This is a genomic window from Paenarthrobacter sp. AB444, assembly GCF_028736865.1.
GTDB lineage: Bacteria > Actinomycetota > Actinomycetes > Actinomycetales > Micrococcaceae > Arthrobacter > Arthrobacter nicotinovorans_B.
The window spans coordinates 62706-87746 of record NZ_JAQZBY010000005.1; the positions used below are offsets into that span (position 1 = coordinate 62706).

The following is a 25041-nucleotide window of genomic DNA, read 5'->3' on the forward strand; positions in this document are numbered from 1 at the left end:
GCCACGACCTACTTTCACGCCGCGGGCGGCTGAATGCACCCGAAATCGGTTGATTTTGGCAGTAGCGAAGCTGAAAGAAGGTCGTGAAGCTACAGCCAACCCGGCACCCGATGAGGCAGACTGATCCCGTGAGCGGAACTCCATGGGTGCTGCACGTTGACCTCGACCAGTTCATTGCGGCGGTCGAAGTACTGAGGCGCCCGGAGCTTGCCGGTAAGCCGATCATCGTGGGCGGCCGCGGGGACCCCACCGAGCGTGCTGTCGTGTCGACGGCGTCCTATGAGGCCCGGGCTTTCGGCGTTGGGTCGGGCATGCCACTGCGCATAGCAGCCAGGAAGGTGCCGGACGCCATCATCCTCCCAGTCGATCAAGAAGCGTACCTGGCTGCTTCCGAAACCGTGATGACCACCCTCCGCGAGCAGCCCGGTGCCACAGTGCAAGTGCTGGGGTGGGATGAGGCATTTGTTGGCGTCCGCACCGAGGACCCGGTGGCGTACGCAAAGCAGATTCAGGCCGCCGTCCTCGAGAACACCCAGCTGCACTGCAGCGTGGGCATCGGCGACACCCTGGTCCGAGCCAAGAACGCCACCGATTTCGGCAAACCGGCCGGCATCTTCCGCCTGACCAAGGACAACTGGCTGGATGTCATGGGGGAGAAGCCCACCATCGGGTTGTGGGGCGTAGGTCCCAAGATTTCCAAGCGATTGGCAACCCACGGAATCACCACGGTGAAGGAACTCGCCGCCGCCGACCCGCAGGACTTGGTCCCCGAGTTCGGCCCGAAAATGGGCCCGTGGTACGCGCAACTTGGCAGGGGCGAGGGCGCCACGGAGGTGGATGACACGCCTTGGATTGCCCGAGCCCACGGCCGTGAAACCACGTTCCAAGAGGATCTCACCGAGCCCGGGCAGATCGAAAACGCCCTCAAGGAACTGACCGCCCGCGTCCTGAAAGACGTCGCAGCCGAGGGCCGGCCCGTGGTCGGTCTGACCCTCAAGGTCCGCCATAAGCCCTTCTTCACCAAGACCTACGCGAGGAAAATCCCCGAAACCTTCGACCGTGACGAAGTCCTGGCCCAGGCGCTGGACCTTTCCGCCAAAATCGAACCCGAGCGCCCGATCCGCCTTCTCGGCTTAAGGGCGGAAATGTCGATGCCCGAGGAAGCACGGAAGGGCCACACGCCGACACGCAGCGGTTGGTGAAGCCGAAACTAAAAACGCCCGACGCCGGCCTGCCGCCTACCAGCGCGGGTCGCGATCTGTTGGATGCTTGAAAGCCGCCAATGCTCGCGGTTGATGCCATCGCGGTTTAGTACTATTCTCTGGCTGGGGGTCCCGTCATGGGAATGGAGAAGTAATGCAGATCGCTACATCAAAAAGCGGTTCCACGTCAGTTGAGCTCAATCGAGTGCATAGCGACGTCAAATATGAATTCTCGAATTTACCCTTGACTTTGAAGTAGCAGTTCAAATGTACCGCCCAAAACTCGTGGCAGTAGTGATGCCGATCGGCTCAGTGCTGGTGGTGCTGGTGGCTGGTTACTTGGCTCTTCAGACGGAGGGGATGCTCAATGGATACTTGTTCGATCTCTCCGGAACACCAACCACCTCAGTTGCCAAACGGTTTCCGTGGGAGCTTCAAATCGCTACCGTGCTGGTGTGCTTCGCCGCCTCTGTTGGCTATCGAAGACTTGCGCTGGTCAGAGGCCTGAAAATGCTCGTACTCGGCGCCCTGATATTGGCGTTGGTTCTGTCGCTGCTGTTTTATGAAACCGTTCACACGACAAGGACGAGTCTCTTGGCCATGGCATTTGTTGATGGGGGCATTTCCCCACTGATATTGGGGTTTATCGCGGTCGTGGCAGCGGACACGCTTTACAGCAAGCGAGGCATGGAACTGGACGCGGCATAGGACGGTCGGACCGGCGTCGCACCCACGTGCGACGCCGGCCTGCCGCCTACCAGCGCGGGTGGATCGCTTCGCGGAAGTAACGGTCGTAGATGTCCCGAACCCCGTCCGATAATCCTGCGCCGACAACCTGCATGTCTCCGGCTTCGGCGTTGGCCGCGGCTTGCTCGGCCGAGCGGGCTCCGGGAATCACCGACGTGACGCCATCCTGGGCCACGACCCAGGCGAGGGCCGCTTGCGGGGTGGTGACGCCGTCGGGAACCAAAGCGCTGAACTCCTGCGCTGCCTTGACGCCGGTGGCGAAGTCCACGCCGGAGAAGGTCTCGCCGACATCGAAAGCTGCACCGTCGCGGTTGTAGTTCCGGTGGTCATTCTCCGGGAACTCGGTCTCCGGAGTGTATTTGCCGGACAGCAGCCCGGAAGCCAGCGGAACGCGGGCGATGATGCCCACACCGGCTTCCTTGGCTGCGGGCAGGACCTCATCGAGCGGCTTCAAACGGAAGGCGTTCAGGATGATCTGGACTGAGGCCGTGTTGCCGCGCTTGATGGCTTCAAGGGCCTCGTCCGTCCGTTCCACGCTGACGCCATAGTTGCGGATAGCTCCCTCGCTGACCAAGGTGTCCAGGGCGTCATAGACCTCGGAGTTGCTGTACACGGAGGTGGGCGGGCAGTGCAGCTGGACGAGGTCCAGGGTGTCCTGCTGAAGGTTGCGGCGGGAACGGTCGGTCCATTCCCGGAAGTTCTTGAGGTTGTAGTTTTCCGGGACTTGGTCCACACGGCGCCCCATCTTTGTGGCAACCGTGACGTTGAGCTCCGGGTGCTCGCTGAGGAAACGGCCAATGAACTGTTCGCTGCGCCCGTCGCCGTACACATCGGCGGTGTCGAAGAACGTGACACCGTGCTCCACTGAAGCTTCCAGCACGGCAAAAGCGTCCGCTTCGGTGACGGAACCCCAGTCGGCTCCGAGTTGCCACGTTCCCAGCCCGACAGTAGAAACGGGTCGGCCGGTCTTGCCAAGTATGCGCTGTTCCATGGTTCCGACTATAGGGGGTCAGGACCCGCCGTCGTCCAGCTTTGTGACCTTCCCCAGCATGTAGCGACGCTCCTGCAGGCTCTGTGTTTTTTTGGCTGCGGCAAGAAAAGCGGCACGGGCCTGCGGAATCGAGCCGGCCATCTCGTACAGATGCCCACGCACGGCGTCCAACCGGTGCGAGCGACCGAGCTCAGCATCCAGCCCGGCAAGCAGCTCAAGACCCGCCGCAGGCCCCTTCACCATGGCCAGGGCCACTGCGCGGTTCAGCGTCACCACCGGACTCGGAGCGACAGCCTCCAACACCGTGTACAGGGCAAGGATTTGCGGCCAATCGGTTTCCTCGTTGGAGGCCGCCTCCGCGTGAACGGCCGCGATCGCGGCCTGCAGTTGGTACGGTCCGGCAGCACCGCGTCCCAGCACTGATGACAACAGCGCAATGCCCTCGTCGATCTGCGCGCGGTTCCACAGACCTCGGTCCTGCTCAGCCAGCGGAACCGGGGTCCCATCGCCCAGAGTCCGCGCCGATCGCCGGGAATCGCTCAGCAGCATCAGAGCCAGCAGCCCCGTCGCCTCAGGTTCGGACGGCGCAGCGGCCGCGAGCAGGCGGGCCAGCCGGATGGCCTCCGTAGTAAGTTCTTCGCGCTGCAGCGACGCACCGGAGCTCGCAGCGTAACCTTCGTTGAAGATCAGGTAAAGGACGTGAAGTACGACGCCGAGCCTCGCCTTCCGCTCGGAAGGCGGCGGCATGCTGAACGTGGCTCCGGCCTTCTGGATCCCCTGTTTCGCGCGGCTGATGCGTTGTCCCATGGTCGCTTCGGGGACGAGGAAGGCTGAGGCGATTTCCGCCGTCGTGAGTCCTCCAACTGCCCGCAACGTCAAGGCCAGTTGCGATGGTGCCGACAACGCGGGGTGGCAGCAAAGGAACATGAGCGTGAGGGTGTCGTCTGTCTCCGGGGCGGCGCTGTACTGGAAGTCCATGGCCGCGACCCGTTCTTCACGTGCCCGCCGGGCGCTTTCGCTGCGGTAGAAGTCCACCAGACGCCGTGATGCAACCGCCAGCAGCCATGCTTTCGGGTTGTCGGGCAGGGCGGAGGGCCACTGGAGGGCGGCCTCCAACAGCGCTTCCTGGACGGCGTCCTCGCACGCATCGAACTGGCCGTGCTTGCGTGCCAGCACGCCGAGGACCTGCGGCGCGAGGGTGCGCAGCAGGTCCTCTAATCGCGTGTCGCGAGGGGGTTGGGTCAAAAGCTAAACCTCCGGAGGGCCGTCCGCGAGGGCACGGAGCTCAACCACCTGGGAGTACTTCACAATGCTGGAACAGATTTCCACGGCACGTTCCTCGCTGGCCACATCAACCACCCAGTATCCGACGAGGGATTCCTTGGATTCGGCGTAGGGGCCATCGGTGGTGATGACGCCGTCCGGGGTCTGCTTGACGAGCTTGGCGGTGCTGCCGTCGGTCAGGCCGGCGTTGAAGACGAGTTCCCCGGATTCGGTCAGATCCTTGTCAATCTGGATCATGAATCCGATCATTTCCCGGATCCATTCAGGATCGGCGGTCTCCATCATGCCCTCAGCGGACCCGAACATCATGATCATGTATTTCATGGCTAACTCCTTGTGACGTGGCGCCCTGGATGGGTGCTTCACTCATGGGTCGGAACTGGCGAGCGCATTTCTACATGGTTCCGGAATCTTTTTTGAGCCTTATGCCCGGGCGATGACTTCGCCGTTCGGAATGAGGAAATAGCCGTCCTCGGTGGCACCCCAGCGGTGCCAGCCTGCGGCGATCCGGGCAAGGTCGGCCTCGTTGGCCAGGCCATATTCCAAGGCCTGCTCGGCGAACGCGGAATGGAGAACCCGTTCGCTCCACACCCGGGATTGCCAGGCACGCTGCTGGGCTGTGGCGTAGAGCCAGTTGCTGCTGGTGGGGGCCACCTGCGTGAAACCAGCCTGCTGCGCCCATGAGACCAAGCGCCGGCCGGCGTCGGGTTCTGCTCCGTTGCGCCGGGCGATCTTCTGGTACAGCTCCATCCAATCGTCGAGTTCCGGAACTTCCGGGTACCAGCTCATGCCGTGGAAATCGGCGTCGCGCACGGCCACTATGGCACCGGGTTTGGCTACGCGGCGCATCTCACGCAGGGCCGCGACGGGGTCGGTGAGGTGCTGCAGGACCTGGTGGGCGTGGACGAGGTCGAACGATTCGTCCTCGAAGTCGAGATCATAGATATTGCCGGTTTGGAAGGTCACGTTGTCCACGCCGCGCTCCCTGGCCAGTTCGGTTGCCTGCGCCACGATATCGGCAGAGCGGTCCAGCCCGATCACTTGCCCCGGCGCAACCAGCCCCGCGAAATCGCAGGTGATGCTCCCAGGTCCGCAACCGACGTCGAGAACCGACGTTCCGGGGGTGAGATAGGGGATCACGAACGCCGCCGAATTCTCGACCGTCCGTGAAGCATGGGCCCGGACAACCGACTCGTGGTGCCCGTGGGTATAGACATCTTCTGGCTGCTGCGCGTTCATAGGGAAACGCTACAACCACCCCACCCCAACTGGGGGACAGGAAACGGTCCAATAGGGGCTCATTGGGCCGTTTGCTGTCCCCTAGTTGGGTTCCGCCGCTGTGGCTTGGCGCCGGGCATCGATGGTCGCCTCCACCATGTCGGCCATGAAGCGGCGTACGAGTTCCAGTTCCTCCGCGCTGTACGCGGCCATGGCCTTGCCCATGCGCATGGCGAGCGGCATGAAGATGGCACTGCCGTCCTGGTACGCCTTGGGGGTCATCTGGAGTTGGACCTGGCGACGGTCCGTGCCCAGGCGCTCGCGGACCACGTGACCGCTCGCATGGAGGCGGTCGACCAGCGCGGTGGTGGCGGGGGAGCTCAGGCGCAGTTCGCTGCGTAGCACTCCCGGCGTCACCACGAGTCCGGCGGCCGAATGTCGCATGATCACCGCCAAGGCGTTGAGGTCGGTGCGGTGCATGTCGTTTGCTCCGCCGGCAGCGTCCACGTAGTGGTTGGCTTCCAGCGTGAAGTCCTGGAGCAGGCGGACCAGGTTCTGGGAGGGGCCCGACGGCGGGCCGGCACCTTCCGGGGCTGCGTCCGACGGCGGGACGGCGCCTTCCGGCGCGGCGGCAGGATTGCCGGGCTGCTGCCCGTTCGTGTCCGCCATCTGCCCTCCTTGAGTCATTTCTGCCCTCCGGATATTACTCCCCGGCACGCCCCTACAGCGCATCCATCAGGGCAAGCCTCTTGATTAGTTCCATCATGGAGATACTCTATAGTCTAATGAAACCACTCAGAAGCTTCCCCAAGAAGAAGGACTCATGAATCCGCAGAAAGTACCGTTCTGGCTACGCTGGCTGGTGCCGGTGGTGCTCGTCATCACGTGGCTGGGCATCGCAGGAGTGGGCGGCCCCACGTTCGGGCGCCTGGACGAAGTCTCCTCCAACGACCAGGCATCCTTCCTGCCCGCCGGGGCGGAAGCCACCGAAGCCGGCGACTGGCAGGCCAAGTTCCGTGATTCCAAAGAGATCCCCGCTGTGGTCATCATCGAGAACGACGCAGCATTCACCCCGGCCCAGCTGGGCGAAGCAGCCAAGCTGAAAGCCGACATCGAGGCACTCAAGCTGGGTAGCGCCGTCGTCGGTCCTATCCCTTCGGAAGACAGCAAGGCCGTTCAGTACATCGTTCCGATCGCGTCCACGGATGAAATCCGTGACGTGGTGAAGGAGTTGCGTGACGTTGTGCAGCCGGGTGCCCCGGACGGCATGAAAGCGTATGTGACAGGTCCGGCGGGATTGACGGCTGACCTCGTCAACGCCTTCGGCGGCATCGACGGAATCCTGCTGCTGGTAGCCCTGGGCGCAGTGTTCGTGATCCTGCTTCTGGTGTATCGCTCGGTGGTGCTTCCGCTGGCCGTGCTCTTTACGTCGGTCTTTGCCCTGTGCGCCGCGATCCTGCTGGTGTTCGGCATGGCCAAGATCGGCTGGATCCAGCTGAACGGCCAAAGCCAGGGCATCCTGTCGATTTTGGTGATCGGTGCCGCCACCGACTACGCGCTGTTGTTCGTGGCACGATTCCGTGAGGCGCTGACCCACACACGAAACCGCACGCAGGCCGTTCTGACCGCGTGGAAGGCGTCCTTCGAACCGATTCTTGCCTCCGGCGCCACCGTCATCATCGCCTTGCTCTGCCTTCTCTTCTCCGACCTGAATTCCAACAAGGCGCTGGGCCCCGTGGCCGCAGCAGGGATCCTGTGCGCACTCTTCGCTGCGCTCACGCTCCTGCCCGCGCTGATGGCTTTGCTGGGACGCGCCGCCTTCTGGCCCTTCCGGCCCAAGCTGCTGCCCGACGACGAACGCGAACCTGACGTTGTGACCGGACTTGAGGGACAAAAGGGTCTGTGGCGCGCCACCGGCCGCCTGGTCTCGCGGCGGCCGCGCGTCGTCTGGATCGCGTCTGTGCTGTTGCTTCTCGTGGCCGCGACGGGTGTCCTGCAACTGAAAGCCAACGGTGTGCCGCAGACCGACGTGATCCTGTCCAAGTCCGACGCCGTGGACGGCCAGGACGCCCTGGCGCGCCATTTCGACGCCGGCAGCGGCAGCCCCGCCGTCGTGGTCGCCTCCGAAGGTTCGGCGCAACAGGTCCTGGACAGGGTCAAAGCCGCCGACGGCGTTGGCGACGCCTACCTGCTGGCCGACGGAAGCGTGCCCATTACGGGAGCTCCGGGAACGCCATCCGAACCCGCAGTCCGTGACGGCAAAGTGCTCATCAACGCCACGTTGAACAACGCGGCGGACTCGATCGAGGCCGAAAATGCCGTGAAAGCCCTGCGCGTTGCCGTCAAGGAAGCAGACCCGGGAGCGTTGGTCGGCGGTGTCACTGCCACAGCCCTGGACACCAACACCACCGCACAGCGTGACTTGGTGGTCATCATCCCGATCGTGCTGGTAGTCATCCTCTTCATCCTGATGCTGCTGCTGCGCTCGGTGGTTGCGCCGGTGCTGCTGGTGCTCTCGGTGGTGTTGTCCTACGGCGCTGCCATGGGCGTCTCCGCCTGGGTATTCAATGGGATTTTCGGATTCCCGGGAGCTGACGCAACAGTGCCGCTGTTCGGCTTTGTGTTCCTGGTTGCGTTGGGCGTTGACTACAACATCTTCCTCATGAGCCGAGTCCGGGAAGAATCACTCAAGCACGGGACGCGTCCGGGTATCCTCCGGGGACTTTCCGTAACAGGGGGTGTCATTACCTCGGCCGGCGTTGTCCTCGCCGCCACGTTCGCTGCGCTGGGCGTCATCCCGATCATGTTCCTCGTGCAGCTGGCGTTCATTGTCGCGTTCGGCGTGCTCCTGGACACCGTGCTGGTTCGGTCCTTGCTTGTTCCAGCATTGGCCTACGACATCGGCAACAAGATCTGGTGGCCGGGCAAGCTTGGGCGCGGATCTTCGGCGGACCCAGTTGATCCGCGTGGGGAGCGCGAGGAAGAAGCAGCGTCCGTGGGGCGATAGGTCGTGCCCGTCCCGTCAATCCATGGCGGGCGTGCGGCACTCAAGCAGCCGGGTGTCGCGCCATTGTCCGGCGGTGGGTCCGTTGACCGGAAGGCCAACGGAACCCTCCGCCGGCATTGGCGAATATGAGGACTTCTCTCCAGCCGTTGCCCGCCTGTGAAAATTGTCAGCGGACGGAGCGATCTTTAGCGCATGGATGTATCCTTCGTGGCAGCGGGTGCGGACGACCCCGACCAGATCAATCCAGGAGAATAAATGGAACAGCTGATCATCATCGGGTCCGGCCCTGCGGGGTACACGGCAGCAATTTACGCAGCCCGGGCGGGCCTGAACCCCTTGGTCCTGGCTGGTTCGGTCACGGCCGGCGGAGCCCTCATGAACACCACGGAAGTGGAGAACTTCCCCGGCTTCCCTGGAGGGATCCAAGGCCCTGAGCTGATGGACGGGCTGCAGGCCCAGGCGGAGAAGTTCGGCGCCCGGATAGTGTTCGACGACGTCACTGAAGTTTCGCTTGCAGGTCACGTCAAGACTGTGGTCACCGGCGGCGGCGAGAAGCACGAGGCCACGGCGGTCATCCTGGCGACCGGCTCGGCCTATAAGGAACTGGGTTTGCCGGAGGAGAAGAAGCTCAGCGGGCATGGTGTGTCGTGGTGCGCCACCTGCGACGGGTTCTTCTTTCGCGAGCAGGACATCATTGTGGTCGGCGGCGGAGACTCGGCCATGGAGGAAGCGACGTTCCTGACGCGATTCGGTAAGTCCGTGACCGTCGTCGTGCGCAAGGGTGAGCTGCGCGCCTCGCGGATCATGGCCCAGCGCGCCAAGGACAACCCGAAGATCTCGTTCGCCTGGAACTCAGCCGTGACCGCCATCCATGGCGATACCAAGGTCACGGGGGTGACCCTTACTGATACCCGCACCGGGGAAACCCGTGAGCAGGCAGCAACGGGCATCTTCGTGGCCATCGGACACTTGCCGCGGACGGAGCTTGTTGCGGGCCAGGTTGAGCTCGACGCGGAGGGCTACATCAAGGTGGATTCGCCCACCACGTGCACCAACCTGTCCGGTGTCTTCGCTTGCGGCGACGCCGTGGACCACCGCTACCGCCAGGCGATCACGGCCGCGGGGACGGGCTGTTCAGCAGCACTGGATGCCGAGCGGTACCTCGCGGCCCTGGAAGATGCCGACAGCATCGCCACGGCACTTGTGGAGGAGCCGACGCATTTTTAGCTTGGCCGAATCAGCGAGGCTTGTAGACGTCTGCGCGGTGCTGAATCCGATGGACGTAAAGTACGTGCTCTTCAAGGTCGAGTGTGAACAGCACACGGTAATCTCCCCGGCGTGCCGTGCGCAGGCCAATGAGCTCATTGGTCAGCGGCTTGCTGAGGCGGTGAGGGTTATCGGCGAGTGCTCCGGTGACGAATTCGACAATCGCTGAGGCGGCCTTCTCCGGCAGGCGGTGAAATGTTTTCAGAGCCGGGCTGGTGACCTGTACTTTCCAAGGTTCGTATTCCTCGTTGTTGTTGTCGCTCACCGGGGCGGCAGCCCGAACTCGCGGCGCAGATCATCGCCGCTCTTTGTGTTGCCATCTGCGATGTCGCGACGGGCCTGAGCCAAATCTTCATGGATGTTCGGCTGGGAGAGCCAATGAATGGTTTCCTGGAGCGACTCCAGGTCATCCGCTGACATGAGGACAGCGGCGGGGTGCCCGTGGCGGGTGATTTGGATGATCTCGTGTGTGGTGTCTGCTTCTTCGACCAAGGCCGAGAGCTTGTCCTTGGCTTCGCTAAGAGGGACTGTCTTCATTCGGACAATTTTAGCTTGATTTCTAGCTTATAACTAGCCTTAGTTGTAGCCTGAGGTGCCTCTCAGGCCTTGACCGTGTTCCGCTCCCGATATGCATCGGCTGCATAGACGCCCAGGACGCGCACTTCGGTGGTGAAGAACTCCAGTTCCTCCAGCGCGCGGCGCAGACGAGCGTCCTCCGGGTGGCCTTCGACGTCGGACAGGAACATGGTGGCCGCGAACTCGTCGCCGACCATGTAGCTTTCCAGCCGGGTCATGTTCAGTCCATTGGTAGCGAAGCCGCCCAGTGCCTTGTACAGGGCAGAAGGAACGTTGCGGACACGGAAAACAAAACTGGTGATCGCCGGGCCGGGGAGTTCTTCCTTGGTGGGAAGTTCGCGTTCACGAGCCAGGACAACAAAGCGGGTGGTGTTGGTGGGGTTGTCCTCGACGCCGGAGGCAAGGACTTCGAGGCCGTACAACTGGGCCGCCAGCGGCGGAGCGAGCGAGAGCTTGCGGGGGTCGTTCCAGTCCCGGACTTCCCGTGCCGAACCGGCGGTGTCGCCAGCAATGACCGGCTTCAAGCCGGCCTCGCGGATGATGCGGCGGCACTGGCCCAGGGCATGAATGTGGCTGTGCACCTCGGTGGCAGCCTCGATGGTGCTGCCGGGAATGCCCATCAGGTCAAAGTGGATCGGGAGGAAGTACTCCCCGACGATCTGAAGATTGGACTGGGGGAGCAGGACATGGATGTCGGCCACCCGCCCGGCGATGGAGTTCTCGATGGGGATCATGGCCAGATCGACATCCCCGTTTGAGACAAGTTCAAACGCGTCCTCAAAGCTGGCGCACGGCACGCTTTCGAGTTCGGGGAACATTTCCTTGCACGCGAGGTCCGAATTGGCTCCGGGCTCACCTTGGTACGCAATCTTCTGGGCCATACTGCTCATGGTTTCACGCCGGGTATACGGCTGCGCAAAAGCGTCCACCGTGTGGCCAACGGGAACCGACGCAGCCACCCGCAGCCCAAGTAGGGGACAGATAACGTCGCTGTGGAGGCTCAGTGCGACGTTATCTGTCCCCTAGTTGGGCGGGGAAGGGGATCAGCCGTTGATGATCTGCGGCACTCCCAAGGCCTTGAGGCCTTCGGCGCCGAACTCCAGGCCGTAGCCGGACTGCTTGGCTCCACCGAAGGGCACGCGGGGGTCCACGGCGCCGTGTTTGTTGATCCATACCGTTCCGGCCTGGATGCGCGCGGCGACTTCGCGGGCGGCGGCGGGGTCGGAGGACCAGACCGAGGCGCCGAGTCCGACGTCGAGCGCGTTCGCCTTGGCGACGGCCTCGTCAACGGTGCTGTACTTGATGATCGGAAGCGCCGGGCCGAACTGTTCTTCCGCGACGAGTGGGTTGTCGTTGTCGATGTCGGCCACGAGGGTGGTGGGGTAGAAGTTGCCGGGCTGCTCGGGGTCGGGGTTGCCGCCTACCAGGATGCGGGCGCCGGAGTCGCGGGCGGCGTCCACCAAGCGGGCGACGATGTCGTACTGCTGGCGGTTCTGGAGCGGGCCCAGGAGGTTGTTCTCATCGAGCCCAACACCCATCGGCATCGCCGCTGCAACTGCTGTGAGCTCTGAGCAGACGGCTTCGTACTGGGACTCGTGGACGTAGAGGCGCTTGAGGGCGGCACACGTCTGGCCGGTGTTGATGAACGCGCCCCAGAACAGGCCTTCGGCGATGGCCTTGGGGTCGGAGTCGGGCAGGACGATGCCGGCGTCGTTGCCACCGAGCTCGAGCGTGAGCCGCTTGACGGTGTCCGCGGAGGAACGGATGATCGCCTTGCCCGTGGCGGTTGAGCCGGTAAACATGACCTTGCCGATCGCGTCATGCGAGGCAAGCGCTTCACCGACGTCACGGCCCCCGGACACCACAGTGAGCAGGCCCTCGGGCAGTTCCTGGTTGATAATCGAGATCAGGGCGAGCACGGACAACGGCGTGTACTCGGAGGGCTTGACCACCACGGCGTTACCCATGCGCAGGGCCGGCGCGATCTGCCAGACGGTGATCATCATGGGCCAGTTCCAAGGACCAATCGCGCCTACGACGCCGATGGGCCGGTAGTGCAGCTCGGCCCGGGTTTCGCCGTCGTCAACTACCACTTCGGGTTCCAGCGGGGTGCCGGCGGTGGCGCGCAGCCAGGCGGCGCAGGCGCCGACTTCGAAGCGTGCGTTCGGGCCGTTCAGTGGCTTGCCCTGCTCGCGGGAGAGCAGCTGGGCGAGTTCTTCGGCGGAACGTTCGACGGCGTCGGCTGCTTTCAGGAGCGCGGCCGACCTGGCGTCATGGCCCAAGGCCGCCCAGGCTGGCTGGGCTGCGGCGGCCGCATCGATTGTGCGCTGGAGGTCCTCCACGGTGTGGACCGGGGCCTCGCCAACAGTTTCTCCCGTGGCGGGGTCGAAGATGGTGCGGCTGTTCTGGCCGGGGGCTGCGGTGATCGAGGCCAGCAGGGCGTCGTAAGTCTCCATTGGTACTCCGCTCAGGTAGTAAGTCTTGGCGGCCGATTCGGCGCGCGGCGATGTCTCCAGTGTGGTTGGCGTCACGAGGAGCGGTCTTGTCATTGGACGAACAGGCTTTGACGGCAAGCGAACGCTTTCCAGGCTTTCGCTACCTGCCGGTATCCTCCACAATCGATCTTGTGACTCTCGCTTCCCTCGCTGCTTTCGCTGGTCTCTGCCTGGTCCTGTCTGTGACTCCTGGCCCCGACACTTTCCTGGTGCTGCGCATTGCGTTGAACAGGCCTTCAGCTGGAATTGCTGCCGCGGCGGGTTCGGCGGGTGCGGCGATTGTGTGGGCGGCGCTGGTGGGTGTGGGCCTGGCCGCGATCCTGGAGCAGTCCGCGGAGCTGTTCCGCTGGATCAAGATCGCCGGCGGGTTGTACTTGCTGTACTTGGGGATCTCCTCGTTCATCAAGTCGCGTCGTGCTGCGAAGGCTGGCGCCGGTGGATCCGCTGAAGAGCCTTTGCCCTACAACCGGCTTTCGGCGCTTGGCGCCGGGGCTCTGTCCACGCTCCTCAACCCGAAGGTTGGCCTGTTCTACCTGGCGGTGGTCCCGCAGTTCATCCCGCACGGCGGCGACACGATGGGCACCTCGTTGATCCTTGGTGTAGTGGTGGCCGTGATCGCCTTCGCCTACCTCTCCATGATCGCCGTCGTGGCCTTCAAGGCAATGAAGTGGCTCAAAAAGCCCAAGGTGAGCACCGTCGTCGAACGTACCTCCAGCGGGATTATCGCGGGGCTGGGCGTGGGTGTGGTGGCGTCAGGGGCGACGAGCTAGCTCAGCGACAGACGGAGGCGTTCCACGCCCTCGCCACCTTCCGGGAACTGATCCATAAGCTCCGGTTCATTGGCGAGGCGACCCAGCATATTTGCAAGGTGGTCCCGTTCAGCCGGCTTGTAAGCCACACCGCGAAGGTCGGACGCCCGGATAACAGAGGCCAAAGTGAGGAAATCGTCGATGTGCCGCTGCCTGCGGGGGTCGTTAATGATGGTCAGTGCTGCGGCCTTACCGATGAGGCTGCCCAGGAGCGTGGCCGGACCACGCTGCCGGTCGCTGATCCTGCCTGAACGGCAACGGTCTCCGAACGGTCGAGCGCTTGCTGGCTGGCTGGTGCAGCAATTGTGGTTCCACCCGTAACACCGCGTCGCTGCCCGGCGCGTTCACCGAGATGGCGCGGGATCAGGACATCAATCACGGCCTGTCCGCGTGTCCATCTATGTTGATAGCCCTCCAGTGATTCCCCTGCGGACTCGAATCCGAGCCGCACGAGGAGGGCGGTGAAGTCGTGGAGCATCGTCGGGAAGGCACGGATGTCCAGGGCCATATCCGCGTCATTCGTGGCCCGCACGGTCGGAGCTCCTCGCTCCACGGCGTGCAGGAAGACGGCTTGGCCGCCGACCAAGACCCAGCCGTCGGGCATGGAGCCATGGATTTCGAAGACCGCTTGCCATGCTTCCTGTTGTTCGAGGGGCATCGCTGGAAGCTCAATGGGCATGAATGCTCCCAAGGATTTCACGTGCGGCCTGTTGTTCGCGGACACCTGGCCGCTCTGCGAGGTCTGCCGCCACAGCAAGTGGTGGAAGTTCATCCGGGATTTGATCGGCTGCTCTGAGAATGACATTGGATCTCTTGCCGGAGGCAGGTTCAACCAGGAACCAGTCTTTGACGACGTCTTTTAGTTCGTCGCGTCGCACGTACGCCTCCAGCTCTGCGTTCGCCAGCAGTCCTGACCGTGGATGGGAAACCCCGGAGAGGTAGATTCGTTTGTCCTCGCGAAGCTCGGCTATGTCTGCCGGGTTGGAGGAGAACTCGAACTTTTCGGCGCGATTGGCGAGCCATGCGGCGAGGAGGTCCTGAGGAGCGGAGGAGTCCTGAAGCCGCCTGATCCGTTCGTTGAGACGATGTCTCTCGATGGGTGAGATCGCTAAGTAATCAAGGGGAGAGCGTGGGCTCTCGTCCCAAAAGGATGACATGAGCAGCCAGGCGCTTCGTTCGGAAAGTGGTCGGCCGGCAAGCCTCCCTGGGCGGTACTGGGCGGCATCGGCTTCCTCAACTATCCAGCGTCCACCGACCCGTTGCCCGCGTATGCGTCCGGAATTGACGAGGTGCCGTGCTCGGCTCTCGTTCACATGGAGGCGGTTTGCCAACTCGGAGATGCTGAGCGCCATTTCATAATGGTAGCGGTATCGCTATGAATATGTAACGGTTCTTGGCGCAGCTTGTGGACATTTCACATTCATAGCGATTCCGCTACGAATGTGGAATCTCGCGTGGGACAGGCGGCCGTGCTCACGCAGCCAGTAGTGCCAAATAGTTGTCCAGCTGGCCTTCAAGGTCCTGCGAGAAGTGTTCAGCCGGTGACAGTGCCGCCACAATCTGCGCGCCCAGCATCATGTTGAGCAGGTGATCGGCGACGGCGGCATCCTCCAGCGGGGTGGCGATCTCACCGGCCGCCCGGGCTGCTGCGGCATGGGCGGTGATGGTGGTGTGCCACTGGTTCATGGATTCGCTGTGCAGGGCGGCCATGTCGGCGTCGTTGAGTGCCTTTTGCCAGAAGGGGATCACGATGCGCGCTTCGTTGACGCGTTCCTCGTCCAGCGGAAGGACCTCGGCGCAGAAGGCGCGCAGGGCCGCCAGTCCTGACAACCCTTCCGTCACGACTGCGATGCGTTGGTTGGTCCGGTTGAATACGTGCCCGAAAGCGGACGTGAGCAGGAGATCCTTCGTAGGGAAGTAGGGCTTGAGGGCGCCGTTTGCGAAACCTGCCTCTTCGGCGATTTCCCGCATGGTGGCGCCTTCCATGCCAAGTCTCGCGATGATCCGCCAGGTTGCGTCCACCAGTTCGAGGCGTCGTTGATCGTGGTCGACAATCTTTGGCACGGGGTGGGCTCCTGGGAAAAATGTCGGCGAAAGGTCTTGTGACCCATCTTACGTTTTGGTTATTCTCTACAACTATAGAAAATAAATCCTGACCATCACAGGTCCCGGACCAGAGGCAACCATGACGCCCACAGCAACTGACATTTCCACCCAGTACAGCCTTGCCACCGCGGAAGAAATCACCGCGGTCCAGGGCATCCTGCAGGCTGCCGGACACCTCGGAGACGGGCATCGGATCGCGTATCTGGGCCTGGTGGATCCATCGCGCCGCGCCGAGGACCACGAGCGGCGGTTCCGCGTCTTCATCCACGACATCTCCGGAGGCGCCCCCACGGACATCCTCGTTTCCGCCACCCGCGGGCAGGTCCTGTCCGCCGTCGAACTTGATACCAAAGTCTCCGGCGAACTGCCGGTCCTTGAAGAGGAGTTCGAGGTAGTCGAGACGCTGCTGGCCACTGACGAGCGTTGGCTCGCCGCGCTCGCCGCCCGGAACCTCGACGTCGAAAAGGTTCGCGTGGCGCCGCTGTCCGCGGGTGTTTTTGAGTACGAGGAAGAGCGCGGCCGGCGCATCCTCCGTGGGCTGGCGTTCGTGCAGGACTTCCCTGAGGACAGCGCCTGGGCCCATCCCGTGGACGGGCTCGTGGCCTACGTAGACGTGGTCAACAAGGAGGTCACCCAGGTCATCGACCTTGGTGTCATGCCGATCCCCGCCGAGCACGGAAACTACACGGACCCCCAGCTGACCGGCCCACTGCGCGATACCCAGAAGCCCATCAGCATCACCCAGCCCGAGGGTCCCAGCTTCACCGTCACCGGCGGCAACCACGTCGAGTGGGAGAAGTGGAGCGTCGACGTCGGTTTCGATGTCCGCGAAGGAGTTGTCCTCCACAACCTGGCGTTCCAAGATGGGGACCGCAAGCGGCCCATCATCAACCGCGCCTCGATCGCCGAAATGGTGGTCCCGTACGGTGATCCTTCGCCCATCCGGTCCTGGCAGAACTACTTCGACACCGGCGAATACCTGGTAGGCCAGTACGCCAACTCCCTGGAACTGGGCTGCGATTGCCTGGGTGACATTACCTACCTCAGCCCTATCATCAGCGACGCGTTTGGCAACCCCCGCGAAATCCGCAACGGCATCTGCATGCACGAAGAAGACTGGGGCATCCTGTCCAAGCACTCGGATCTGTGGACTGGCATCAACTACACCCGCCGCAACCGCCGCCTGGTGATCTCCTTCTTCACCACCATCGGCAACTACGACTACGGCTTCTATTGGTACCTCTACCTGGACGGCACCATCGAGTTCGAAGCCAAGGCCACCGGCGTCGTCTTCACCTCAGCCTTCCCGGAAGGCGGCTCGGACAACATTTCCCAGCTCGCGCCGGGCTTGGGTGCGCCCTTCCATCAGCATCTCTTCAGCGCACGCCTGGACATGGCCATCGACGGCTTCACCAACCGCGTGGAAGAGGAGGACGTGGTCCGTCAGCCCATGGGACCGGGCAACGAGCGCGGCAACGCGTTCTCCCGCAAGCGCACGCTGCTGGCCAAGGAGTCCGAGGGTGTCCGCGAAGCCGACGCCCGCGCCGGAAGGACCTGGATCATCTCCAATCCGGAATCGAAGAACCGCCTGGGCGAACCTGTCGGCTACAAGCTCCACGCCGAGAACCAGCCCACGCTCCTGGCAGATCCGGGTTCCTCCATCGCCCGCCGCGCAGCCTTCGCCACCAAGGATCTGTGGGTCACGCGCTACGCCGACGAGGAACGCTACCCGACCGGTGACTTCGTGAACCAGCACTCCGGCGGCGCAGGCCTTCCCGCGTATGTAGCCCAGGACCGCGACATCGACGGCCAGGACATCGTCGTATGGCACACCTTCGGCCTGACCCACTTCCCGCGCGTGGAGGACTGGCCGATCATGCCTGTGGACACCGTTGGCTTCAAGCTGCGTCCCGAGGGCTTCTTCGACCGGAGCCCTGTCCTGGACGTCCCGGCCAACAACTCCGGATCGAGCTGCCACACGGCTCCTGAAACCGGGCACGGCGAAGCCGCCGGGCACTGCCACTAGCCATGGCGATCATTGCAGGACGGGTCCGCACCTCAGGGCCCGTCCTCCATCCCCGGATCTGCGCAACCCTCACGGCCATCTCCTGCGTTACCCACCTCTGGCTGGCCGCCTCCGGACACCACGAGGCCTGGATCGGCGTGCTCATGATCGCCCTCGCGGCCGTGTGCGTTCCGTGCACCATCCACATTTGGCGCCACAGCCGCGTCGGGGCCCTCCACAAGGTCACCGGCTCGGCCCTTGCCATGGTTGCCCTGCACGCTGCGCTGCTGCTCGGCGCGGGCGGTGCCGGACACGCGCACGGCGGCAGGTCGTCGTCGAACGCTGTTGATACAAGCGGAGCCGCGCAACTGCTGCTGGTGATCGGACTGGAAATCACGACGGCGTTGCTCGCCTCGACGCTGGTCGCCCGGCTCAGGCGGCGGGCGGCTGTGCGCTACTGACCCACTTTGCCGCCGAAAGGGCGTGAAGACACCCGGATTCGGTTGCAGAATCCGCCCAAGCGGTCGAAAGAAGGTCGTGGAGGTACGCGCGCCCGGAAGTTCGGCAGGATATTGCTCTTGGCAGGCAGTTTCCCTGCTTGTTGGAACCCCTCCGAACGCTGTTCAGTGGAACGGTGATCAAAGCTGTCAGTAGTTCGGGCCTTGGGCTGTTCAGGGCGACCGGTATTTATGTAGGTGCCATTCTCGGTTCAGGAGTACTGGTGTTGCCCGCCATCGCCGCCCAGGTGGCCGGCCCGGCGTCGATCTTGGCATGGGCTTTGCTCCTGGTGTTCTGCACCCCCGTGGCGTTCAGCTTCGCCGAAATGTCCAGGCAGCAGCCCGACGCCGGTGGCATCGCAACGTTCGTCACCAGGGCATTTGGGCAGCGGGCGTCAGTGGTGGCCGGCTACCTCTTCTACTTCGCCATTCCCTTTGGCGCGCCCGCGACCGCGGTGATTGGCGGGGAGTACATCGCCCACGCGACCGGAGGCGGCCGCGAAACAGTGTTGATCGCCGCGGGGCTGATCCTGGCGGCAGGTTTCCTGAGCAACGCGGTGGGCATCAGGGTTTCCAGCAAACTGCAGCTGCTCCTGATGGTCTTGCTGGTGGCGTTGCTTGCCTTTGCTGTAGCCGTGGCGGCGCCGTACGCCCGGGCAGGGAACTTCGTGCCCTTCGCCCCGAATGGCTATTGGGCCGTGGGTGGCGCAGCGAGCTTGCTGTTCTTCTGCTTCGCCGGGTGGGAAGCCGTGACGCACTTGGCAGGCGAATTCCGCAACCCCGAGCGAGACCTGAAGCGGGCAACGTGGCTGACCCTGATGGTGGTTGGCGTGATCTACATTGGCCTCGTGGCTGCTTGCGTAGCCGTTCTGGGGCCGGGGCTCGCGGGCAGCAGCGTCCCGGTCGCGGAACTGCTGGCGAAAGGACTCGGACCCGCGGCAGCACCGGTGACTGCAGTGGCGGCGGCAGTGCTGACGTTCGGGCCGCTCAACACTTTTGTCGCCGGCGCCAGCAAGCTTGGTGCCCGCTTGGCGTCCGACGGCGTGCTGCCGCGGGCATTGGCGCGTGGCACCGGGCCGGGGGAGGTGCCGTCGGTGAGTCTGGGCGTCCTGGGAGTGATGGCGTCGATCTCCTTTGTGCTCGCGGCGACCGGGGTGCTGAGCATGGAGTTCCAGATCGGCGCGGCCTCGGCGTGCTTCACCGCAGTGACGGCCTTTGGATTGGCTGCCGGGGTGGTCCTGCTCCGGCGTCGGACTCCAGCGTGGTACGGGGTGATCGTGGCAGCGGCAGTGATGTTGGTGGTGCTCGTGTTCAGCGGATGGGCGCTGCTGGTCCCGGCCGGGTTGGGTGTGGCGGCGTTGGCGGCAGGGCGCCTTCGTCGAGTTCGCGGGAAGCCTGCCACTTCGCAGGCAAGTTTCCCGGCGAACTCGCAGCCTTCCCGCGAACTCGCGGCTAAGAACGGCGGACCCTCGTAAGTTTGTCCGGATTGGAGAGTTGACGCAGCCCACGGATGCTTCCATCCGGGGCCGAGTCCACCTCGATAACGTCGGCGCGGCCATTGTGCCTGAGCACCAAGGCTGCCCCTCCGTTGATCTCCACAACCCAGGCACGGATCGGCTCCACGGGATCGAAGGCCACCGCCTTGCCGAGGATGGCCGTAAAGAATCGAGCGATCCTTGAGGCCCCGAACAGCGGGTTCATCGCGCTCTTGACCTTGCCGCCGCCGTCGGCCCATAGCACTGCGTCCCGGTGCAGCATCGAAACCACCGTGTTGATCTCACCCTCCTCGATGGCCTGGACGAGCTTCTCCAGCACGGCCCGGTCCTTGGCCCGGGGAGCGGGCGCATCGGGGTCGATGTCCAGGCGGCGTTCGGCCCGTGAAATCAGCTGGCGGACGGCGGCCGGCGTCTTGTCCAGGATGTCCGCGATCTCCGGCGCGGGCATCCCGAAGGCGCGGTGCAAGACCAACGCCGCCCGCGCCTCCGGTGCCAGTTGCTCGGCCAGATGCAGCAGGGTCAAGGACAGCAGTTCGCGGTTGGCCACTGCTTCCTCGGGCAATTGCGCGGTGTCCACGGGCTCAGGCAGCCATGGTCCGGTGTAGTCTTCCCGGACCGCGGCGAGCTGGCGCACACGGTCGATGGAACGGCGCACGCACACGGTGGTCAGCCACGCCGGCCAGGAGTCCACACGCCCGCCGTCGGTGTTCCGTTCCTGCCGTACGGCGTCGATCGCGACCTCGGAGACCACGTCCTCGGCATGGCCGAAGTCGCCCAGCATCCGGTAGGCAATCCCCAGAAGGCGGTTCCGTTCGCTTTGCCACGCCACAGTGGCCGAGACTGCAAGAGTCATGCTGCCCACGTTACCGTTCAGACCAGCGGATTCTTCTCATCCACGGGCGGCTCCATCTGCGTGCTGATGGCGATCCTGTTCCAGACATTGATGGTGGAGATCGCCAGGACCAAGCCGCCCATCTGGCCGTCGTCGAAATGCGTCGCGGCAGCATTCCAGATCTCGTCGGTCACTGTGTCGGGTCCCAACTGGGTCAAGGCATCGGTGAGGGCAAGGACGGCCTGCTCGCGGGCGTCGAAGAACACTTTCGAGTGCTGCCAGGCGGCCACGGCATGCAGCTTGCGGGCCGGAATGCCACGCTTCCGGCCGTCGGTCGCGTGCATGTCCACGCAGAAACCGCAGCCGTTGAGGATCGAAGCGCGGAGCTTGATCAGCTCGTACAGATCCGGATCCACAGCGGTGCGGGCGTAACCTTCCAGGCCAATGACGGCAGCGTAGCCGAGTTTGTTGCTGCGGCCGATGTTGATGCGGGTCATGCTGACTTCCCTTCAGAGTTTTTGCGTTACATCAGTGATGTCGGAAGCCGCAGCGAAAGTGTGACAGTGCCGGCCGATTGTTAGAGTCAGTCCGTGCGCGCAGTTGTTTTTGATGAGGTCCGGACCCAGCCCGAAGTCAGGGAAGTCGCCAAGCCCGGCGCCCCTGATGGGGGTGTGGTGGTGAAGGTGCTGGCAACGGGCATGTGCCGCAGCGACTGGCATGCCTGGGCCGGCCACGACGACATTGCCGTGCCCCACGTGCCTGGCCACGAACTCGCCGGCGTCATCGACGCCGTGGGCGAAGGTGTCCGGAACTGGAGGATCGGCGACCGTGTCACGGTGCCCTTCGTCTGCGGCTGCGGCACCTGCGAATGGTGCGTCGCCGGCGACGCGCAGATCTGCCCGGACCAGCAGCAACCCGGTTTCACCCACTGGGGTTCGTTCGCCGAGTACGTTGCCCTGCACGCCGCCGACAGCAACCTGGTTGCCCTCCCGGACAACGTTGAATTCACGACGGCGGCAAGCCTCGGCTGCCGCTTCGCAACGGCCTACCGCGCTTTGGCTGCCCGGGCGCAGGTGAAGACCGGTGAATGGGTCACCGTGGTGGGCGCTGGCGGCGTCGGGCTCAGCGCAGTGATGATCGCCAAGGCCATGGGCGCCAGGGTCATCGCCGTGGACCGGAACCCGGAGGCTTTGGCCGTGGCTGCGCGTTTGGGTGCCGAACACACTGTGGTGGCTGACGGTACGGACATTCCGGAAGCGGTGTCCCAGCTGACCGATGGTGGCAGCCACGTGGCGATTGACGCCGTCGGAAGTGAACAGACCTGTGCCGATGCGATCCTCAGCCTTCGACGGCGGGGACGGCACGTCCAGATCGGTTTGTTGCCCTCGATCGACGGAAATCCCCAGGTTCCCATGGCCCGGGTGATCGGCTGGGAGCTCGACGTGTTGGGCAGCCATGGGATGGCCGCCGTGGACTATCCGGGAATGATGGCGCTCATTGAGCAGGGAACGCTCCAGCCGCAGCTACTGATCGAACGCACCATTGGCTTGGAGGATGCCGCGGCGTTGCTGCCCGGCTTCGACAAGGCCAATCCGGCGGGCATGACCATGGTGGACCCGGCCCTTTAGTTCCCGGTTAGTCCTGCACCGGGCGCTCGCGTCAGGGAGAGGCGACTCCACTGAGGATGAGGTCCACTACGTCCCCGGCCAGGGCCCGGATCCCCTCTGCGGCCTGCTTATCCTGCTCGCGGTACCAGACGTCCACGGCGTTGAGGCTGCTTAGCAAAACGCGGGTGGCCAGTGGTGGATCGACCTTCCGCAGTGACCCGTCGGTGACGCCTTCCTCCACCACGCGCCGGAACAGGAGCTCGTAGTCCTTCCGGAGCTGGTTGAGCTTCACCAGGGCCTCACGTTGACCGACGGTGAGCGACTCAGATGACTGATCCCGCACGCCTTGATGCACGACGTGGTGGTAGTCCACGTCCTCCATCAGGTTGATCACGTGGGCGGTCGCCATGCGCTCCAGCCGCACACGCCCGGATCCAGATGAATCCGCCAAGGGCTCCACTACTGCCTTGACCTTGTGCATGCCTAGCTCGTACGCGGCAAGGAAGATATCGAACTTTGATCTGAAGTGATAGTAGACCAGGCCCTTGGTGGCCCCAACGGCCAAGGCGATGTCGTCGATCGTCGTCTTCGCGAATCCCCTGCGCGCGAACGCAGCAGCGGCCGCATCCAGGACACGCGCCCTGATGCCGGGGTCGGCGTCGGCAGTACTGGTCACATGTCCTCCATCAGGCGTTGGTCCCAAATCATCATGCCATCCGTTGCCCTGGGCCCTTGACGTCGATGTGAGCCGCGCAACATAATACTGAGTAGTATGTTGGCGAATCAAAGGAGACCTCTGTGGGCATCGACCTCCGCGGGCAAGTAGCGATCATCACCGGAGCTGGGGCCGGACTGGGGCGTGCGCACGCTTTGGCTCTGGCCGAGCGGGGCGTCAAGGTCGTCATTAACGACGTTGGCGGGCCAGCAAGCGGCGCCGGGAGCCAGTCCGCTGCCGCAAGCGTTGCGCGGGAGATCCAGGATGCCGGCGGCCAGGCCATGGTGGCGCTGTGTGATGTCTCGGACGAGCAGGCTGTCGCCGGAATGGTGGACCGGGTGATTGACACGTGGGGGCGCGTGGACATCCTCATCAACAACGCGGGCATCCTGCGGGACAAGTCCTTCGCGAAGTCGGACCTCCAGGCATTCCGAACAGTAGTGGATGTCCATCTGATGGGGTCCGTGAACTGCTCGCATGCGGTCTGGCCGCATATGGTCAAGCAGGGGTACGGGCGGATCCTGATGACGACGTCGGCGTCCGGCATTTATGGCAACTTCGGCCAAGCCAACTACGGCGCGGCCAAGTCCGCTGTAGTCGGGCTGATGAACGTCCTGGCGATCGAGGGCGGGAGCAAAGGCATCCGGGTCAACTCCCTGGCACCCACCGCAGCGACGCAAATGACCGAGGACCTCCTTGAACCCCAGGAGCTTGCATTGTTAGCGCCCGAGTCGGTGTCTCCTGGTGCAGTGTTCATGGTGTCGCCGGAGGCTCCCACCAAGACAATCCTGGCGGCGGGCGCGGGAGTGTTCGCCGTCGCCCGGATGGAAGAGTCGGCCGGTGTCTACCTCCCGGAGGACAAGCGAACGCCCGAGCAGCTTGCCCTCGAATGGTCGCGGGTCAGTGACATGTCCGGTTCCGTGCTCACGGACAGTGCCTTCGACCAGACGCGCCGGTACATCGCCATCGCGGAGCGTGACGACGTTGCCGAGGCCGCGCTGTGAGGGAGGCAGTTGTCGCTTCGACGGCGAGAACGCCCATCGGTCGTGCGTACAAAGGAACTCTGAGTTCAGCTACGGGCCCCGGGCTGGCCGCCCACGCAATCGCGGCCGCCGTCGAACGCGCAGGCGTGCAGCCCGAAGAGGTCGAAGACGTCGTGCTGGGGTGTGCCATGCAGGAAGGCACCACCGGATTCAACGTGGCCCGGCAATCCGTGCTCCGTGCCGGGCTTCCCGATTCCGTGCCGGCCATGACCATTGACAGGCAGTGCGCCTCAGGGCTGATGGCAGTGGCAACGGCGGCCAAGCAGATAGTTGCGGACGGTATGTCGATTGCCGTCGGTGGCGGCGTTGAGTCCATTTCGCTGGTCCAGAACCAGCACCAGAACCGATACTTGGCCCACGATCCCTGGCTGCTGGAACGCCGCCCTTCGATGTACCTGTCCATGCTCGAGACGGCTGAAATTGTCGCGGAGCGCTACGGCGTCGGCCGCCAGGCCCAAGACGGGTTCGCGCTGTTGTCGCAGCAACGCACCGCCCAAGCGCAGGCGGCAGGACTTTTCGACGACGAGATCGTTCCGTTCAACGTGTCGGGAAACGGGCGGGATGTGGAAGACGGGACCACCTTGTCGCGGGACGAGGGCAACCGCCCGTCGACAACCCAGGAGGGCTTGGCATCGCTGCGACCAGTCCTTGCCGATGGCCACGCCTCCCGCTCGTCGACGGTCACAGCCGGCAATGCCTCGCAGCTTTCCGACGGCGCTTCAGCTCTGGTGCTCATGGAAGCAGCAGCCGCCAACCGCCGGGGGATCGAACCCCTCGGCATCTACCGCGGCATGGCGGTGGCTGGTTGCGAGCCCGGCGAGATGGGCATCGGGCCAGTCTTCGCGATTCCCAAACTGCTGCGGGAACACGGGCTGCGGGTGGAGGACATCGACCTGTGGGAACTCAATGAAGCGTTTGCCTCTCAGGCCCTGTATTGCCGCGACCGGCTGGGGATCGACCCGGACCGGATGAACGTCAATGGAGGGGCCATCTCCATTGGCCACCCCTACGGAATGACCGGCGCCCGGATGGTGGGCCACGCCCTCCTGGAGGGCCGCCGCAGAGGCGCGCGCTACGCCGTCGTCACCATGTGCGTCGGCGGCGGAATGGGAGCCGCCGGTCTGTTCGAAGTCTGCTGACATCCC

26 protein-coding genes are annotated in these 25041 nt (G+C 64.0%); 11 read left to right on the plus strand and 15 right to left on the minus strand.

Annotated elements, in window-relative coordinates; all coding sequences use genetic code 11:
• Positions 1-110 precede the first annotated feature (110 nt).
• Together PQ627_RS08140 and PQ627_RS08145 are read left to right on the plus strand one after the other, a co-directional pair.
• Positions 111-1202: a DNA polymerase IV gene (locus PQ627_RS08140; RefSeq protein WP_274259890.1), complete on the plus strand. Its 1092-nt coding sequence runs from the start codon at positions 111-113 to the stop codon at positions 1200-1202.
• A 267-nt stretch (positions 1203-1469) separates the two neighbouring features.
• The gene (locus PQ627_RS08145; protein ID WP_274259892.1) at positions 1470-1910 is read left to right on the plus strand and encodes a hypothetical protein; all 441 of its coding nucleotides are present in this window, start codon (positions 1470-1472) and stop codon (positions 1908-1910) included.
• A gap of 46 nt (positions 1911-1956) precedes the next feature.
• Here the strand turns inward: PQ627_RS08145 and PQ627_RS08150 are convergent, their stop codons facing one another.
• From PQ627_RS08150 to PQ627_RS08170, 5 genes are all read right to left on the minus strand, one after another.
• The gene (locus PQ627_RS08150; protein ID WP_274259894.1) at positions 1957-2940 is read right to left on the minus strand and encodes an aldo/keto reductase; all 984 of its coding nucleotides are present in this window, start codon (positions 2938-2940) and stop codon (positions 1957-1959) included.
• 18 nt (positions 2941-2958) lie between these two features.
• Complete coding sequence (locus PQ627_RS08155) at positions 2959-4185, minus strand: RNA polymerase sigma factor (RefSeq protein ID WP_274259896.1); 1227 nt, start codon at positions 4183-4185, stop codon at positions 2959-2961.
• Between the two features lie 3 nt (positions 4186-4188).
• The gene (locus PQ627_RS08160; protein ID WP_144661061.1) at positions 4189-4548 is read right to left on the minus strand and encodes a YciI family protein; all 360 of its coding nucleotides are present in this window, start codon (positions 4546-4548) and stop codon (positions 4189-4191) included.
• 99 nt (positions 4549-4647) lie between these two features.
• Complete coding sequence (locus PQ627_RS08165) at positions 4648-5463, minus strand: methyltransferase domain-containing protein (protein ID WP_274259898.1); 816 nt, start codon at positions 5461-5463, stop codon at positions 4648-4650.
• Positions 5464-5544: 81 nt separating this feature from the next.
• Entirely contained in the window at positions 5545-6111 is a 567-nt protein-coding gene (locus PQ627_RS08170) for a MarR family winged helix-turn-helix transcriptional regulator (RefSeq protein ID WP_274259900.1), read from the minus strand.
• 154 nt (positions 6112-6265) lie between these two features.
• On the opposite strand from PQ627_RS08170, the gene PQ627_RS08175 reads away from it, so the two are divergent.
• On the plus strand, positions 6266-8449 hold the full coding sequence (locus PQ627_RS08175; protein ID WP_274259902.1) for an MMPL family transporter: 2184 nt from the start codon (positions 6266-6268) through the stop codon (positions 8447-8449).
• A gap of 255 nt (positions 8450-8704) precedes the next feature.
• Positions 8705-9676, plus strand: a complete 972-nt coding sequence (gene trxB, locus PQ627_RS08180; protein WP_274259904.1) for a thioredoxin-disulfide reductase — start codon at positions 8705-8707, stop codon at positions 9674-9676.
• 10 nt (positions 9677-9686) lie between these two features.
• Here the strand turns inward: trxB and PQ627_RS08185 are convergent, their stop codons facing one another.
• From PQ627_RS08185 to PQ627_RS08200, 4 genes are all read right to left on the minus strand, one after another.
• On the minus strand, positions 9687-9980 hold the full coding sequence (locus PQ627_RS08185; protein ID WP_274259906.1) for a type II toxin-antitoxin system RelE family toxin: 294 nt from the start codon (positions 9978-9980) through the stop codon (positions 9687-9689).
• Positions 9977-10252, minus strand: coding sequence for a type II toxin-antitoxin system Phd/YefM family antitoxin (locus tag PQ627_RS08190; protein ID WP_274259908.1), 276 nt, complete (start codon positions 10250-10252; stop codon positions 9977-9979). The genes PQ627_RS08185 and PQ627_RS08190 overlap by 4 nt, the downstream gene beginning before the upstream one ends.
• 62 nt (positions 10253-10314) lie before the next feature.
• Positions 10315-11172, minus strand: a complete 858-nt coding sequence (locus PQ627_RS08195) for a prephenate dehydratase (protein WP_274259910.1) — start codon at positions 11170-11172, stop codon at positions 10315-10317.
• A gap of 162 nt (positions 11173-11334) precedes the next feature.
• Positions 11335-12747, minus strand: coding sequence for an aldehyde dehydrogenase family protein (locus PQ627_RS08200; protein ID WP_274260222.1), 1413 nt, complete (start codon positions 12745-12747; stop codon positions 11335-11337).
• A 170-nt stretch (positions 12748-12917) separates the two neighbouring features.
• Between PQ627_RS08200 and PQ627_RS08205 the strand changes: the two genes are divergently transcribed.
• Positions 12918-13556, plus strand: a complete 639-nt coding sequence (locus PQ627_RS08205; RefSeq protein WP_274259911.1) for a LysE family translocator — start codon at positions 12918-12920, stop codon at positions 13554-13556.
• Between the two features lie 214 nt (positions 13557-13770).
• Here PQ627_RS08205 and PQ627_RS08210 read toward each other — a convergent pair whose 3' ends face one another.
• The 3 genes from PQ627_RS08210 to PQ627_RS08220 form a co-directional block, all read right to left on the minus strand.
• On the minus strand, positions 13771-14274 hold the full coding sequence (locus PQ627_RS08210) for a hypothetical protein (protein WP_274259913.1): 504 nt from the start codon (positions 14272-14274) through the stop codon (positions 13771-13773).
• Positions 14264-14947 carry a helix-turn-helix domain-containing protein gene (locus PQ627_RS08215; RefSeq protein WP_274259915.1) on the minus strand — a complete coding sequence of 228 codons (684 nt, stop codon included), beginning with the start codon at positions 14945-14947 and terminating at the stop codon, positions 14264-14266. Before PQ627_RS08215 ends, PQ627_RS08210 begins: the two co-directional genes overlap by 11 nt.
• 121 nt (positions 14948-15068) lie before the next feature.
• Positions 15069-15659: a TetR/AcrR family transcriptional regulator gene (locus PQ627_RS08220; protein ID WP_274259916.1), complete on the minus strand. Its 591-nt coding sequence runs from the start codon at positions 15657-15659 to the stop codon at positions 15069-15071.
• A gap of 121 nt (positions 15660-15780) precedes the next feature.
• Here PQ627_RS08220 and PQ627_RS08225 point away from each other — a divergent pair, with 121 nt between their 5' ends.
• From PQ627_RS08225 to PQ627_RS08235, 3 genes are all read left to right on the plus strand, one after another.
• Complete coding sequence (locus PQ627_RS08225; protein ID WP_274259919.1) at positions 15781-17727, plus strand: primary-amine oxidase; 1947 nt, start codon at positions 15781-15783, stop codon at positions 17725-17727.
• A 2-nt stretch (positions 17728-17729) separates the two neighbouring features.
• On the plus strand, positions 17730-18167 hold the full coding sequence (locus tag PQ627_RS08230) for a hypothetical protein (protein ID WP_274259921.1): 438 nt from the start codon (positions 17730-17732) through the stop codon (positions 18165-18167).
• Between the two features lie 137 nt (positions 18168-18304).
• A complete protein-coding gene (locus PQ627_RS08235; protein ID WP_274259923.1) occupies positions 18305-19678 on the plus strand; it encodes an APC family permease in 1374 nt (457 codons plus the stop codon).
• Here the strand turns inward: PQ627_RS08235 and PQ627_RS08240 are convergent.
• Together PQ627_RS08240 and PQ627_RS08245 are read right to left on the minus strand one after the other, a co-directional pair.
• Positions 19656-20552 (minus strand): sigma-70 family RNA polymerase sigma factor, encoded by an 897-nt coding sequence (locus PQ627_RS08240; RefSeq protein ID WP_274259925.1) that lies wholly within the window; start codon positions 20550-20552, stop codon positions 19656-19658. The genes PQ627_RS08235 and PQ627_RS08240 overlap by 23 nt on opposite strands.
• A gap of 17 nt (positions 20553-20569) precedes the next feature.
• Positions 20570-21028 carry a carboxymuconolactone decarboxylase family protein gene (locus PQ627_RS08245; RefSeq protein WP_274259927.1) on the minus strand — a complete coding sequence of 153 codons (459 nt, stop codon included), beginning with the start codon at positions 21026-21028 and terminating at the stop codon, positions 20570-20572.
• A gap of 93 nt (positions 21029-21121) precedes the next feature.
• Between PQ627_RS08245 and PQ627_RS08250 the strand changes: the two genes are divergently transcribed.
• The gene (locus PQ627_RS08250; RefSeq protein ID WP_274259929.1) at positions 21122-22159 is read left to right on the plus strand and encodes a zinc-dependent alcohol dehydrogenase family protein; all 1038 of its coding nucleotides are present in this window, start codon (positions 21122-21124) and stop codon (positions 22157-22159) included.
• A 31-nt stretch (positions 22160-22190) separates the two neighbouring features.
• Here the strand turns inward: PQ627_RS08250 and PQ627_RS08255 are convergent, their stop codons facing one another.
• On the minus strand, positions 22191-22814 hold the full coding sequence (locus PQ627_RS08255) for a TetR/AcrR family transcriptional regulator (protein ID WP_274259931.1): 624 nt from the start codon (positions 22812-22814) through the stop codon (positions 22191-22193).
• A gap of 122 nt (positions 22815-22936) precedes the next feature.
• Between PQ627_RS08255 and PQ627_RS08260 the strand changes: the two genes are divergently transcribed.
• Both PQ627_RS08260 and PQ627_RS08265 read left to right on the plus strand, forming a co-directional pair.
• On the plus strand, positions 22937-23857 hold the full coding sequence (locus PQ627_RS08260) for an SDR family NAD(P)-dependent oxidoreductase (RefSeq protein WP_274259933.1): 921 nt from the start codon (positions 22937-22939) through the stop codon (positions 23855-23857).
• Positions 23854-25035 (plus strand): acetyl-CoA C-acyltransferase, encoded by a 1182-nt coding sequence (locus PQ627_RS08265; protein ID WP_274259935.1) that lies wholly within the window; start codon positions 23854-23856, stop codon positions 25033-25035. The genes PQ627_RS08260 and PQ627_RS08265 overlap by 4 nt, the downstream gene beginning before the upstream one ends.
• Positions 25036-25041 lie beyond the last annotated feature (6 nt).

Bases quoted from the DNA above. Each gene is read 5' to 3' on its own strand.
- PQ627_RS08230 (WP_274259921.1), top strand. From the start codon at position 17,730: ATGGCGATCATTGCAGGACGGGTCCGCACCTCAGGGCCCGTCCTCCAT.
- PQ627_RS08150 (WP_274259894.1), bottom strand. From the start codon at position 2,940: ATGGAACAGCGCATACTTGGCAAGACCGGCCGACCCGTTTCTACTGTC.
- PQ627_RS08140 (WP_274259890.1), top strand. From the start codon at position 111: ATGAGGCAGACTGATCCCGTGAGCGGAACTCCATGGGTGCTGCACGTT.
- PQ627_RS08190 (WP_274259908.1), bottom strand. From the start codon at position 10,252: ATGAAGACAGTCCCTCTTAGCGAAGCCAAGGACAAGCTCTCGGCCTTG.
- PQ627_RS08175 (WP_274259902.1), top strand. From the start codon at position 6,266: ATGAATCCGCAGAAAGTACCGTTCTGGCTACGCTGGCTGGTGCCGGTG.
- PQ627_RS08240 (WP_274259925.1), bottom strand. From the start codon at position 20,552: ATGACTCTTGCAGTCTCGGCCACTGTGGCGTGGCAAAGCGAACGGAAC.
- PQ627_RS08170 (WP_274259900.1), bottom strand. From the start codon at position 6,111: ATGGCGGACACGAACGGGCAGCAGCCCGGCAATCCTGCCGCCGCGCCG.
- PQ627_RS08165 (WP_274259898.1), bottom strand. From the start codon at position 5,463: ATGAACGCGCAGCAGCCAGAAGATGTCTATACCCACGGGCACCACGAG.
- PQ627_RS08245 (WP_274259927.1), bottom strand. From the start codon at position 21,028: ATGACCCGCATCAACATCGGCCGCAGCAACAAACTCGGCTACGCTGCC.
- trxB (WP_274259904.1), top strand. From the start codon at position 8,705: ATGGAACAGCTGATCATCATCGGGTCCGGCCCTGCGGGGTACACGGCA.
- PQ627_RS08200 (WP_274260222.1), bottom strand. From the start codon at position 12,747: ATGGAGACTTACGACGCCCTGCTGGCCTCGATCACCGCAGCCCCCGGC.
- PQ627_RS08210 (WP_274259913.1), bottom strand. From the start codon at position 14,274: ATGCCCATTGAGCTTCCAGCGATGCCCCTCGAACAACAGGAAGCATGG.
- PQ627_RS08215 (WP_274259915.1), bottom strand. From the start codon at position 14,947: ATGGCGCTCAGCATCTCCGAGTTGGCAAACCGCCTCCATGTGAACGAG.
- PQ627_RS08195 (WP_274259910.1), bottom strand. From the start codon at position 11,172: ATGGCCCAGAAGATTGCGTACCAAGGTGAGCCCGGAGCCAATTCGGAC.
- PQ627_RS08145 (WP_274259892.1), top strand. From the start codon at position 1,470: ATGTACCGCCCAAAACTCGTGGCAGTAGTGATGCCGATCGGCTCAGTG.
- PQ627_RS08225 (WP_274259919.1), top strand. From the start codon at position 15,781: ATGACGCCCACAGCAACTGACATTTCCACCCAGTACAGCCTTGCCACC.
- PQ627_RS08160 (WP_144661061.1), bottom strand. From the start codon at position 4,548: ATGAAATACATGATCATGATGTTCGGGTCCGCTGAGGGCATGATGGAG.